We start from the raw sequence: 12,860 nt of genomic DNA on the forward strand, positions 1-12,860 counted from the left end.
CCGGATCGTCGCCAGGCGGACACAGCGTCAATCCAGGGACGAGCTTCGGGAATGACGCTGTACCAGGATGGGTCGACGCGGACGCGATGAGGTGGTAGACGTGCGAGCTTCAGGAGCAACATGGCGCCGACACGTACGCGAAAAGTGAGTCTCTGCGGCAAGGAGCTGCATGGCCTGCAGCACATCTGCGCGTTCTTCGATTCGCGCAAGGAGATGTACGACGTCCTCAATCCGTACTTCCAGGAAGGGATCGATACCGGCGACGAGGTGGTGACCATCCTCGAGTCGAGCGTGCATGACGACCATGTGAATCGGATGCAAAAGGGCGGCGTGCCCGTGCAGGATGCGATGGAGCGTGGCCAGCTCAAGGTCGTGCCTTCCGAGCAGACGTACCTCCAGGACAACGTGTTCGTCGCGGACCGCATGTTCTCGACCCTCGAGGGCGTGCTCAAGGGCGCAGCCGAAGGCGAGTTCAAGTCCGTTCGCACCTGCGGCGACATGGAATGGGCGCTGAAGAACCTGCCGGGCACCGAGGACCTGATGGTCTACGAAGCGAAGGTGAACACGCTGGCGCCCAAGCACGACTGCACGCTTCTTTGCTGCTACGACGTCAATCGCTTCAGCGGCCGGGTGATCGCCGATGTGCTCGCCACGCACTCGCACGTGATCATCGGCGGCCACGTGCACGAGAATCCGTACTACCTCGACCCGGTGACGTTCCTGAAGAAGCTCGCGTTGCGGCGGGCGCCGGTGTCTCTCGCGAGCGCGGGCTGACCCTCTTCGCCGCCCGCTCCGCGTGCTATACCGCCGGGTGTGGGACGCTTCGATCATCTCGCCACCACGCCCGCGCGCGGCCCGGCCGACGTCCTCAAGTGGAAGCTCGGCGCCCGCGAGAAGGCCGTCGCCGACGGCTTCGTCACGCCGCACCGCACGTACGACCGCTCGCTCGTCGAGAGCGGCCGCGCCTCGCTCACGTGGATCGGTCACGCGTCGTTCCTGCTCGTGCTGGGCGGCCTGCGCATCCTGATCGATCCCATCCTCGCGACAGGCCTCGGCACCACGAAGCGGCTCGCCCCGGCGGGCATCCCGCTCGAGGACCTCACCGAGATCGATCTGGTGCTGATCACGCACAACCACCGCGATCACCTCGACTCGCCCACGCTGTCGCGCATCCTCGCGGCGCACGCCGTGCACCCGGGCAAGCTCGGCAAGAAGAACGCGCCGCTCAGGCCCCGCTTCGTGGTGCCGCAGGGCAACGGCGCGCTCCTCGCGAAGCTGGGCGCGGGCGCGATCGACGAGCTCGCGTGGTGGCAGTCTGTTCACGTCGGCCAGGTCGAGATCACGCTCGTGCCCGCGCGGCACTGGTCGATGCGCATGCCCTGGGACAGGAACGAGGCGCTCTGGGGCGGCTTCGTGATCCGCGGCCCCGAGGGCGCCGCGTACCACTCGGGCGACACCGGCTTCTTCGACGGCTTCGCCGAGATCGGCGAGCGCAGCGGCGGATCCATCGACTGGGCCATGTTGCCCATCGGCGCCTACGCCCCGCGCTGGTTCATGGAGCCGCAGCACATGGGCCCGGAAGAGGCCGTGCAGGCCGCCGAGCTGCTCGGCGCGCGCACCTTCGTCGCGATGCACTGGGGCACGTACAAGCTCACGGACGAGCCGATCGGCGAGCCGCCGGTCCGCGCGCGTGAGGCCTTCCTGAAGAGCGGCGGCGACCTGGGGCGCCTCTGGATCCTCGACGTCGGCGAGACCCGCGGGCTCTGAGAACAGTCACTTCTTGACGGCGGGCAGGCCCGGCAGGCCGTCGATGCTCGTCGTGTTCTTCTCCCGCCGATAGCGCGAGAGGCCCTCCGGCCCCTTGCGCTTCGCCCATTTCGACAGCGTGTCCCGCTCGCCCTCGTAGGCCATGCGCGGCACGGCGTAGCCGCACGACGTGGCGACGCGCTCGAGCGCGACGCGGATCACCGAGCGAACGCCCTGGAACGGCAGGAAGAGGTCCGCCAGAGCGCCGAAGCGCGGGTCGCCGGGGAAGATGGGCTCGCCGCGGCCCTGGAGGCGCAGGATGCGGGGTGGGCCGTCGAACGCGCAGAACATCAGCGTGATGCGGCCGTTGTCGCGCAGGTGCGCGATGGTCTCGACGCCGCTGCCGGTCAGGTCGAGGTAGGCCACGGTCCGCGGGTCGAGCACGCGGAAGGTGTCGTGCCCCTTCGGCGACAGGTTGACGTGCCCGCCGCTGCCCGAGGGGGCGGAGGCCACGAAGAAGAGGCGCTGCTCGGCGAGGAAGCCGATGAGGTCGTCGTCCAGCTCGGAGAAGGTTCGTCCCATGGGTCCTCGTGGGCGGCGGGTACGCGCCGGGGCGCTTCAGGGCGCTGTGCTGCGCGAGACGGCGCAGCGCCACCGCGTGCTGCCGCGTCGCGCGGCGTTGTAGGGGCGGCGCGGCGATGAGGGGAGGGGGAGCGCGCCGAGGGGACCGTCCTTCCGGACCTCCGCCGAGGCCGACGCCATCGTCGGGGCCAAGCTGCGACCTGGCGACACGAGCTTCGGCGAGAACGATGTACCTTTCGTCGAGGAATGCATCGACCGGGCGTGCGCGCCTTCACTCCACAGCCTGCGGGGCTCGGTCAGGGGATTGGGAACCCGCGGAGCGGCGCGGCGCTGCCGTTGCCGCGCCGCGATCGGCCGCCAGCTAAGTGATGAGCGGACCTCGACACCAGTCAGCGCGGCCGACAGACGTCACGTTCATGCCGATCGCCCGGGCAATGCTGACATAAACGTCGTTGTGATTGCGCCCACGGGCGTCGAGCAGGCGCCCGGTCGTCCAAGCACCTCCACAGCTGCCGGCAACCACGAAAGGTGCGTGTTGGGGCGGGTGGTCGGTCTCGGCGAAGTTCTGGCCGGAGCCCAACTGGCTGCTGCCGTTCTGGGTGCAAAGAACCGCTGCGGTGTTGTCTAGCACCGAGAACTCGCCGTCGGAAAGGCCTTTCAGCTTTTCGATGAAATAGCGGAACTCTCCCGCAAAATAGGTCTGGAGCCGAGTGATTTGTTGTCCAGGAGCGCCGTCCGGATCGCCGTGTGAGACGGAGTGCCAGGCTGAGATATCGATGTCACCGAACTTGATGGCTTCGTTGTTTTCGCCGCCGCCCCACATCATGGACGCCACGCGAGTGATGTTGCAGGCGAAAGCCATCGCCATGATGTCGAGATACAGCCGGCTGTGCTCCGGCATGTCGTTCATCATGGTGTCCTTGCTGAGCAGCGTCGACTCGATCTGCTTGCACAAGTTCCCCGTGGGGATGCTGCCGCCGACATCGCGTTCGAGCGTGCGCAGCGACTCGAGGTAGAAGTCCATCTTGGCGGCTTCCTCCGGCCCGAGCCGCCCGCGGAAGGACCGGACATCGTCCTTGATGAAGTCGAGCACGCTCTGACGGCGGAGCAGTGCCTGCTCGGCGGCGTTCGGCGTGTCCATGGACATGCCGCCCCCGCTGATGCGGTTGGCGATGCGCTGATACGCAGCCAGCGGGTTTTTCACGCTGGGGATGAACCTGCCATCGACCTGAGACAGTCCGGGGATGACGCCGCCGTCGCCGGACGTCTGACCGACCGCGATCTCCAGCGATGCCAGGGGGGTCGTGTCCTTGAGGAACCTGGCGAACTCCTGGTCGATGCTGGTCGGCGCGCCGAGGCCGAACACCGAGAACGACGCCGAGCGGTGCGCGTTACCGGGGTCGCGTTTGAGCGTCAGGTTCTTGAACACCAGGATGTCGTCGCGCACCGCTTCGAGCGGCGCCATGTGCGGCTTGAGCACGAAATCTCTTTCGCCTCCGGTCGGCTCCGATTGATACTGAGAGCCATTTGCGTAGCCGAACATGGCGACGCGCGTGATTCGCGGAACGGTTTGGGCGTAGAGGTTGTCGGCCAGCCCAGAACAGAAGATCGTTCCGTAGCCGAGGCCACGAAGCATCGCACGCCGGGAAAATTTCACGTTGCGCATGGCGAACTCCTAGTTCCTCCGGTCGATGAAGCTGGGCGACGCGATCACGCCCAGCACCAATTGATCAATCGCGTGCTGTGAGCGCGCAAATTCGTCCACGAGGCGCTCCTTCTCACAGGCGTCGAGCTCCGGAAAGTCGTATCCTGAAGCGTAGGCGGCGAACTGCTGGGCGAAGCAGCCGTAGACATCCGGCTTTTGCGCCAACTCGTCCACAAGCTCCACGAAATTGGAAAACACGATTCCGGGAAGCGCATTCTCCTCGCTCGGCAGCGGCAGACTGCCGCTTGCATCGATCGGCTGCTCGTGATCCGTCGTTCTGTAGCGACCGATAGCATCGTAGTTCTCGAGCGCAAACCCGATTCCATCGAACAGATCGTGACAGACGGCGCAGCCCGGACTCGCATGAATGCCGAGTCTTTGCCGACCCGTGGCGTTCGGCTCGGCAAAACGGCCGGGATTCGGAACACCGCCGGGCGGCAGCGGCACGCGGTGGCATAGGACCTCTGCGCGGACGTAGGCGCCGCGCCCGACGAGGCCCGTGTCTTGGCTGTGCGCGTGGCCCCAGAGAAACGGCAGCGAGGTGAAGATGCCTCGGCGTTCCGTCGGATTGAGCTCGCGACGCACCATGGCGTCGCCGGTCACCCCGCTCAAACCGTAGAGCGGAGCGGTGCGCTCGTTCACGAACGCGTACGTGCCCGTGAACAGCGAGTCGAAGCGACGATCCGCTCCCTCGTCGAAGAGTACGCTGTTCGTGAACAGGCGCAACTCTTCTTTCAAATCGGCGGTCAGCTCGGGCGTTACCATCGGAAAGACGCTGGCCTCTTTCACCGAATTCGAGAGATTCTCGAGCTCCAGCCACTGCTCGAAGAAGTGGTTCATGGCCGGCGCCGCCTTGTCGCGCGCCTCGAAGAGGCGCTTGGCCTGGGCCAAGAGCACTGTACGGTCGCGCAGCTCCCCTTGATCTGCGAGCGCGGTGAGCTCAGCATCCGGCGCGCTATCCCAGAGCAGGTACGAGAGCGCCGAAGCGATCTCGTGGTCCGTCAGCGTCGTCACCGCTCCGGTATCCTTCACCGTGCCGAGCTCCGTGCGGTGCAGGCTGTTCGGCGACATGAACAGCGCCTCCACGACGCTCTTGACGCCTCCGGCAGGACCTTCGCCCTGCGCGGCGGTCTTGGCGAAGAGCGCGCTGAAGGAGGTGACTTCAGTCGTCAAGAGCGGGCGGCGCCAGAGCTTTTGCCCCGTTTCGGTGACGAAACCGTCCAGGCAAGGGCCAGGCGCCAAGCTGTCGACGTCGCAAGCGATCCCAAACTTGTCGGGGTTCTGCAGCGCGTGCGCCCCGAGCTCTTCACCGATGGCGAAATATACGTCCGCGAGGAGCGGCGCGATTCGCAGGTCTGAGGCCTGGTTGGCGAAGCCGTCGAGCCTGGCCTCGCTCGGCAAGTTCGCGAGCGCTGCCGGCTGGATGTCGAACTCGTCGCGCAAGGTGTTGGCAAGCTGGGTGTTGGTCAACCGCCAGATGCGCGGTTTGGCCAGCGCAGGTGTGGCGCCACACTCGGCCGCCGGCGGCGTCTCGGCCGCCGGCGCCGGCTCGCCCTCGACTCCCAAGACGCCCGTGCACCCGCTGGCCACGACCACCGCGAGCGGCGCCGCAAGGCCAAACGAGCGGCTCATGAGTGAACGTAGTACACCGATTCGTTTTGCGATTGGCATGAAACGCTCTTGCTAGGATGAAATGTTAGAGGAAGCTGGGTGAGGCTAGGAAACCAAACGCGATCCGAACATCGAGCTCCTTGTAGTTGCGTCTCCGTTGATTGTTACAATGGCGGCGTTCGTGATCAAAATCGATGTCGCTCCCGGGGTTCAACGCGAGTCGCCGCGCCACAGCCACGGTCGCGCACGGCGCGGCCGCGGCGTTCGGCGTGTGCAACAAGGAAGGCAAGCGAGGAAGGGTTATGGTCACCCCTGCAGGAGCGAGGAATCGTCGGCGTGAAAGGCGTCCACTGGCCATGCGGACCTCCCGTGGCGTACCGGTGTTCGGTGTCCCAGCCGACCGGAAGTTCGCACCCCGCTCTTGCCCGAGACGGGGTGCTCCACCTTCCCGGGGCCGGCTCTGGATCCGACGAGCCGCATCCCACGAGGCTCAATCCAGCGAGAGCGACGATTTGTCGCTGCATATGAAGGCACGGCAGCCTCGACGATGTTGGTTATGTACGGCTGAACGCTGAGTGAACCGGTGCGTGTGCGGAGCGCAGGTGAGGCCTCGCGCTCAGAGCGCGGCATGGCGCGAGCGATGCCCCCGCGAACGCGCCGCTGCGCGCGTGCTCGACGACCGAACGAACGTACCCGGTGCCGAGATCGATCCCGATCCCGGGGACGAAGGGCCGGCGCGCACGACGGCCTGCCCAGGGCAAAACAAAAGGACACCCCGAGAAGGTATTGTGAGCGTTCACATTGTCGGTGTCAACCAGAAGTGGAGCGGCGCGCGGGCCTCCTCGATCCCGAGGGTGGGCAGCGGCGCCCGGCCGCGGCGCCCGTGTGAGCTCTCCGATGCGCTCGGCTCGTACCACGGCCCGGCGAGGCGGCGAGATGGCGGGCCTGCCCGTGCGATACGTCGGCCTGCCTCGGGCTCAAGAAAGCGAGCAGAGAGAGGCGCCTCAGAAGGCGGCGTCGCGGAGCTTCGCCTTGTACTCCGCCTTGTACAGATCGTGGCAGGACTTGCAGCTCGCCTTGGCGCCGTCGATATCGCCCTTCTTGGCCTTTTCCGCGCCATCCTTCGAGATCGCGACCCACTTGGGCATCCCGGGCGGCGGCTTCGCCGCCACGTATTCCAGCGCCGACGCGATTTTCGCGCCGTCGCCGCTCGTGGTCGCCGACTGCATCACCGTCTTCATCCAGCCCTGCATCGGACAAGCCTTCTGTCCTTTTGCACCGCAGCCAAAATCCTTCCCCTCGGCAACAGAACCGGGGACGTCCGCGGTCCCGTTCGCGGCCCATGCTGCGCCCGCAAAACCAATGCCGACGCTCATCAACACCGCACTCATCAGCTTCATGCTCATCGACATCCGACGTCTCCTGTCATGTAAGAAGCAACCTCAGCCAAGTCATCGCAGCTCGGAGGATCGAATTGTGAACGTTCACATGTCTGGCGTCAACCAGGTTCGGCCGACGCGCGGCTATCCTCGATCCCGATGGGCGCGCAGCGGCGGCCGGCCGCGGCGCCCGAGCTCGGAGAGGTCCGGCGAGCGCAGGAGCAGCGGGCGAGCTCGCGCTGGACCGCGCGTTCGAGTCACCGCGCACAAGGTCGCCGCGCACAAGAGGCGGCGCCCAGGCACCGGCGGGCTCGCAGCGTCGAGCGCCAACCGGCGATGCGCTGCTCGGCTTCGAGCGCGTCGGGCGGGCCGGCGATCAACGCGGTCCGGCCTCCGCCCATGTTGACGCGGCGCGCTGGAGGAACCCCGCCAGCCTTGCCCTCCCTCGGGCTCGGGGATCTCCCCGAGGGCCCATCAATTGGCGTTGACACCGGCCATGTGATCGTTCACATTCCCCTCGACAGGTATCCTTTTGCTTCGCCTCGGGTGGGTTGTCATGCGCACCGAGACCTTCGTCATCTGATCGGTTTTGGCACCGAGCCAGTTCGGTCGGTCATCACGGAAGCGATCGCCGATCGATGGTGCTTGGCGTTTTGTCAATTTCAATGCACTGGAGACCACGGCAAGCCTCGGATCGGCTGTCGTGAGATCTATTGTCCACCGGAATTCTCCGAGATCCGGCAAGGCGGCGGGACGGCAACTTTGGGTGCGGCGTGACCTATGTTGCGGCGGGCTCTGGTCAGCCCCTCCTCGGGTGCACGGTGTCATCACATCGGCCCGTCCGGGATCAGGTGCTTCAGGTTCCGTCACACTGCGGGACCTGCTCTGGGTTGACAGACGAATTTTCTATACGACCCCCCTGGAAAAGCGACGCTGTGCCAGCAACTTGTCCATGCATCGAAGGGGCCGCCTTCACTCCACAGCCTGCGGGAGCTCGTCCAGGTCCCCTGTAGGCTGACGCGCGTGCAAGCCCCGGTTGACGTCTCTGCCGCTAGCGAGAGGCCCGTGCGCAAACCCATCAGAACTACAACGCTGTTCCTTTCCATGAGCCTCTGCGGGCGGATCCTGCTCGGGCTCTCCGCCGCGACCGCCGCGACGTTCGCGCTCGCGCCCGCCACGCTCGCCGCCCCCAAGGCGTCGAAGTCGATCGCGGTGCGCATCGAAGGCCCCAACGCGGATGACATCCGCGAGGACATCCTCGCCCTCGTGCCGGAGACGCTGGGGGTCGTGGACCCTGACGCGTTCTCGAAGTCGCTGAAAGGCGCCGGCCAGACCAAGCCCGTCGGGGACGCGCTCGTGTCGAAGGCTCAGCGGAAGAAGGCCATCGACCGCATCCGCAAGGCAGGCAAGGCTGCGAAGGCAGAAGGGGTGATCTACGGCGTCTCGCGGACCAACAAGAAGAAGAAAGAGGTTCACCTCGTCTACGTCGACGAGAACGCCGGCGACCTCGCCGTGGACAGCGCGGTGCCGCTGAGCGGCTCGCGGGACGACCGCAAGAGGGCGCTGGAAGATCTGCTCGGCACGACGCTGGCGCAGATCGCGCCGCCGCCCGCGCCGCCGCCCGCCGAGGAGGACGAGGCGAAGGGCGACCGGGAAGGCGAAGGCGAGGATGGGAACGGTGGGGACGAGAAGAAGGACGAAGGCGGCGAGGGCGGGAAGGCCGGCGAGCGCGAGCCGCACGAGGCCGGCTCGGCGCTCTTCTCGATCGAGCTCGGCGTCGAGTTCGTCGGCCGCTGGTTCGACTACTCCGATCCGCGCACGCGGAACCTCCCGCCCTACAGCGTCTTCGGACAGCCCGCGCTGTCGGTCTCGGGCGAGCTGTACCCGCTCGCGTCGACGGACATCGCGGTGCTCAAGGGCCTCGGGGTCACCGCGGGCTATGCGCGGGCGCTCGGCCTCGACTCGGCGGTGGGCAGCGGCGACCCGATCAGCACCACCTACGAGCGCATCAACCTGGGGCTCCGGGAGCGGCTGTCGCTCGGCGAGGCGTCCGTGCTCGGGATCTCCGCCGGGCTCCGGTTCCTGACCTTCGAGATCGACGCGCCGCCGGACCTCGCCAGGACGGTGCCGAACGTCTCGTACACCCTGTTCCGGGGGGGCCTCGACGGGCGCTTCCCGGTCGGCCCGATCGCGCTGGTGCTGGGCGCCGAGTACATCCTGCCGCTCTCGTCAGGCCCGGTCTACGAGCGGTTCACCGGGGCGAGCGTGCAGGGCGTCGGCGCGCTGGCCGGGGTGATGATCCCGGTCGCGACCGGCATCGAGGCGCGCCTGCTCGTCGAGTACGCCCGGTTCTTCTCGTCGTTCCAGCCCGAGCAGGGCGACGCGTACATCGCAGGCGGGGCCATCGACCAATATTTGGGACTGCGGCTCGCCGGAGCCTACGTCTATTGAGAGAGGTAGCACGTGACGTTCATGACTTCCTTTTACGGGCGCGCCGCGCTCACCGCGGCCGCCCTGCTGACCGGCGGCGCGCTCCTCCCGAACTGCGCTGGGACCTTGGACGAGGGCGAGTTCCCCCTGGACGACCAGGGGGCCGGCGGCGGCTCCGCCGCGGTGACCGGCAGCGGCGGCGCCACGACGGGCGGGGGGTCGACCGGATGCTCCGAAGCGCCGGCGCTGGTCGCGATGAAGTGCGCCACCGCCGGCTGCCATGACGAGAACTCCAAGCTGGCGGGCCTCTCGCTGGCCGCCGGGTGGGAGAACACGCTCCGGGGCCAGGCGTCCGTGTGTGGCGACGGCAGCTCGGTGCTCGTCCCGGGCGACCCGGACGCCAGCGCGATCTACACGAAGGTCACGCCGGACCCGCCGTGCAACGAGCGGATGCCGTTCGGCGGCGCGGCGCTCAGCGACACAGAGATCGCGTGCATCCGCGACTTCATCACCGCGCTCCCGCCCTGAGGAAGTGAACGAGCGTCTGGCCGCCACGGCGGCGCGGGCGGTGCGGTCGTCTCCTCGATGAGCCCACCTCGCTGGCGCGACGTAGGGCACTCTCGGCGCTCTAGCCCCTGGTTGCTCCTTGATTCACCGTCTTGCCGGAGCCGTCACGGGGCAACGGCGAGCCTCTGCAGACGCCGCCCTGGGCTGTCGCCCAGCTCAGGGGCAGCTGCCGGCGAAGCGCAGGAAGCTCTGTACGCAGGCGTCCGCCTCTTCTTGGCTGGTGAGCGGCATGGTGGTGAGGGTGTTGGCTACCGACACGTATCCGCACTGGTCGGGCTCCGGGCCCAACTGGCCGTTGACAGCGAACTGGACGAAGGGGCCCTCGTGGCCATTGTCTTCACTCTTCAGATAGTAGTAGATGCTGCCGGGGCCCATGGAACCCGAGTAGTTGATGCACTTGACGGGGGGGGTAGGGGGACCCCACCCGGGCATGCCATCACACGGGCACGTCGGCCCCGTGGGCTGGCAGGTGCCGCTCTCGCAGGTGAAGCCCGACCCGCACGATCCGCAGTCGAGCATTTCGCCGCAGCCATCGGCGATCGAGCCGCAGGTGGCTCCCTGAGCGGTGCAGGTGGTGGCGACGCAGACGGGCGTCTCGCAGTTCGCCCCCGTCCATTCGGGCGGGCACGTGCAGGTGTAACCACTCTCGGTCGCGGCGCAGGCGCCGCCGTTCTGGCAGGGGCTCGGCGCGCATTCGTCGATATTGGTCTCGCAGTTCGCCCCCGTCCATTCGGGCGGGCACGTGCAGGTGTAACCACTCTCGGTCGCGGCGCAGGCGCCGCCGTTCCGGCAGGGGCTCGGCGCGCATTCGTCGATGTTGGTCTCGCAGTTCGTCCCCGTCCAGCCGGGCGCGCACGTGCAGGTGTAACCGCTCTCGGTCGCGGCGCAGGCGCCGTCGTTCTGGCAGGGGGTCGAGGCGCAGGGGTCGGTGGCTTCCCCGCTTTCGTCGCCGTCGGCCGCGGAGGGGCCAGCGCTGGTACAGCCCGCGAGCAGCAGGGTGGAGAGAGCCGGGATCGTCAGAGCGTGGAGAAGTGAGCCTGCAAGAGACCGCATGGGTGGTCATCCTTTCAATGTTGTGCTTGCGCTGGCTGGAGAAGGGTCGGGCCGGCCTGTTCAAGTTCGATGCCAGTGCCGAATCGGCGCTTTCGGAGGTGATGTTGACGCAGGCCTCTGCAGGGCATTCGGTGTGTGCGCGCCGCCAGCTCCCGTCGCCCGGGTCCCGTCGCGCGCCGCCGCCTGCTGCTGCTGTCTGAATGCCTCACCTGCGGAGATCACGACGCACCGCCGTGACCGACCGCGGCGACCCTGCCGAGTTCGATGAGGGAGCGATCTTCCACCATAGGTTCAGGCGAGGATGCAACAGCGACGAGCTCGTCCGTGCGTTTGTCTTGCCGTTCGTGGACAGTTCGCTGCCGTTTCTGGACAGGCGACATCTTTCACACGCGCGATCGATGGCGATCTGCGCGATACGTCGAGGTCGAGCCCGACGACCGGTACGCCCTGGCGAACTGCGGGCGACTGGACCGGGGTGGCGTTGTCGCCGGAGTTGTTGCTCGTGGGTGCCAGCGCTCGTGACGTTCAGGTCCGGCGCCGCGGCCGGAGGCGCGGCAGGCCCGCGGCCGCGCGCCCCGCGGTCAGCGTCTCGGAGGGGCTCTCGCCGAACCGGCGCTTGAATTCGACGCTGAACCTCCCCGGGTTGCCGAGCCCGAGCGCGGCCACGACGCCCGCGACCGACGTGCCGGCCGAGGGCTCGGCCAGCTGGCGGCGCGCGAGCTCGAACCGGCGCCGCCGCAGGAAATCCATCGGTGGTATTCCCCGGCTCGCCACGAAGGCTGCTCGCAGGGACCGCTCCGGCACGCCCGCCGCGGCGACGATGTCGGCCAGCGTGATGGGCTCGGCAGCGTGCGCGGCCATGTACTCTTCAGCCTTGCGGACGCACGCCGGAGCCACGCGCGGCTGTGGTGCATCGAGGATCTCCGATAGGCTGTGCCGGGCGTGTACCAGGAGGCTCGTGAAGAGAGCACCACGCAGCGCAGCGAGCAGCATCGGCGAGGCCCAAGGCTGCTCAATCTGACGGCGGAGGAGCTGCGCGACCTCGTGGACCGTGCGGCCCGGTCCGTCCTCGATGTCGAGCGCCGTACCGAACAGGAGCGGGCCGCGCAGCGCGGCGCCCGTGAGCGTGGTGAAGTGGGCGTCGAGCGCTCCGCGGTCGATCACGAGGGTCCGCCCGTGAAACTCCCCGCTGACATCGAGCGAGCAGGATCGCCCGGGTGAAAACAGCGCGGCGCGCCGGCCCGGCACGACGCGGAAGGGCTCGCCCGCGTGGTCGCCGGCGCTCTCGCCGCCGGCCGAGAGAGACAGGATGTATTGCTCCCCGACCGCCGGCACGAAGGCCCGCCCTCCGCCGGGCCAGGCGCCCGCCACGACACGGAGTGTGCCGAAGGAGGCGACCTCCATCGCACAGCCGAACGATGTGCCGCGCTTGGGCTCGAGGGTCGCGCCCGTGTAAACGCGGCGGAAGGCCTCTCGAGCCTCGCCGACATCGCCGGTGCACACGAGCTGAGCCCGCGCAATCCCCACCCCCGGCGCCTGCGCGGCGCGCGAGGCCCCTTCACCCTGATGGCTTGTCTGGACAAAGCGAGGCGCACGACGCGACATTGGATGAGAAGGAGCACACCCGTTGGAGAATGTAAATTGTCGTGAGCCGGCCAGGTAGATCCGGCGGCTTCCGTGCCCCTCGCGGGGTGCGCAGAAGCGTGCAGGTGGGGAGTCCGCCCGCGCGCAGCGTATGCGGTTGTCGGAGCCGTGGCGCGACGCGATGCCGGGAATGACGAGGGCCG

The 12,860-nt window shown here is 67.7% G+C and carries 11 protein-coding genes; 4 read left to right on the forward strand and 7 right to left on the reverse strand.

The window, feature by feature from the left end; all coding sequences use genetic code 11:
- Nucleotides 1-120: 120 nt before the first annotated feature.
- Together WME97_RS12200 and WME97_RS12205 are read left to right on the forward strand one after the other, a co-directional pair.
- Nucleotides 121-774, forward strand: a complete 654-nt coding sequence (locus WME97_RS12200) for an MEDS domain-containing protein (RefSeq protein WP_437552073.1) — start codon at nucleotides 121-123, stop codon at nucleotides 772-774.
- A 39-nt stretch (nucleotides 775-813) separates the two neighbouring features.
- On the forward strand, nucleotides 814-1,767 hold the full coding sequence (locus WME97_RS12205; protein WP_437552074.1) for an MBL fold metallo-hydrolase: 954 nt from the start codon (nucleotides 814-816) through the stop codon (nucleotides 1,765-1,767).
- A 6-nt stretch (nucleotides 1,768-1,773) separates the two neighbouring features.
- On the opposite strand, the gene WME97_RS12210 is transcribed toward WME97_RS12205, so the two are convergent.
- From WME97_RS12210 to WME97_RS12230, 5 genes are all read right to left on the reverse strand, one after another.
- Nucleotides 1,774-2,328 (reverse strand): pyridoxamine 5'-phosphate oxidase family protein, encoded by a 555-nt coding sequence (locus WME97_RS12210; protein WP_437552075.1) that lies wholly within the window; start codon nucleotides 2,326-2,328, stop codon nucleotides 1,774-1,776.
- Nucleotides 2,329-2,689: 361 nt separating this feature from the next.
- The gene (locus WME97_RS12215) at nucleotides 2,690-3,994 is read right to left on the reverse strand and encodes a DUF1552 domain-containing protein (RefSeq protein ID WP_437552076.1); all 1,305 of its coding nucleotides are present in this window, start codon (nucleotides 3,992-3,994) and stop codon (nucleotides 2,690-2,692) included.
- Between the two features lie 9 nt (nucleotides 3,995-4,003).
- Nucleotides 4,004-5,665, reverse strand: a complete 1,662-nt coding sequence (locus WME97_RS12220; RefSeq protein WP_437552077.1) for a DUF1592 domain-containing protein — start codon at nucleotides 5,663-5,665, stop codon at nucleotides 4,004-4,006.
- Nucleotides 5,666-6,648: 983 nt separating this feature from the next.
- The gene (locus WME97_RS12225) at nucleotides 6,649-7,050 is read right to left on the reverse strand and encodes a hypothetical protein (protein WP_437552078.1); all 402 of its coding nucleotides are present in this window, start codon (nucleotides 7,048-7,050) and stop codon (nucleotides 6,649-6,651) included.
- A 447-nt stretch (nucleotides 7,051-7,497) separates the two neighbouring features.
- The gene (locus tag WME97_RS12230) at nucleotides 7,498-7,704 is read right to left on the reverse strand and encodes a hypothetical protein (RefSeq protein ID WP_437552079.1); all 207 of its coding nucleotides are present in this window, start codon (nucleotides 7,702-7,704) and stop codon (nucleotides 7,498-7,500) included.
- Nucleotides 7,705-8,088: 384 nt separating this feature from the next.
- Between WME97_RS12230 and WME97_RS12235 the strand changes: the two genes are divergently transcribed.
- Both WME97_RS12235 and WME97_RS12240 read left to right on the forward strand, forming a co-directional pair.
- A complete protein-coding gene (locus WME97_RS12235) occupies nucleotides 8,089-9,474 on the forward strand; it encodes a hypothetical protein (RefSeq protein ID WP_437552080.1) in 1,386 nt (461 codons plus the stop codon).
- Between the two features lie 12 nt (nucleotides 9,475-9,486).
- The gene (locus tag WME97_RS12240; RefSeq protein WP_437552081.1) at nucleotides 9,487-9,981 is read left to right on the forward strand and encodes a hypothetical protein; all 495 of its coding nucleotides are present in this window, start codon (nucleotides 9,487-9,489) and stop codon (nucleotides 9,979-9,981) included.
- 195 nt (nucleotides 9,982-10,176) lie between these two features.
- Here WME97_RS12240 and WME97_RS12245 read toward each other — a convergent pair whose 3' ends face one another.
- Entirely contained in the window at nucleotides 10,177-11,073 is an 897-nt protein-coding gene (locus tag WME97_RS12245) for a calcium-binding EGF-like domain-containing protein (protein WP_437552082.1), read from the reverse strand.
- 525 nt (nucleotides 11,074-11,598) lie between these two features.
- On the reverse strand, nucleotides 11,599-12,600 hold the full coding sequence (locus WME97_RS12250; RefSeq protein WP_437552083.1) for an AraC family transcriptional regulator: 1,002 nt from the start codon (nucleotides 12,598-12,600) through the stop codon (nucleotides 11,599-11,601).
- Nucleotides 12,601-12,860 lie beyond the last annotated feature (260 nt).

It is taken from the genome of Sorangium sp. So ce367, assembly GCF_051520455.1.
In the GTDB taxonomy this organism is placed as follows: domain Bacteria; phylum Myxococcota_A; class Polyangia; order Polyangiales; family Polyangiaceae; genus Sorangium; species Sorangium cellulosum_B.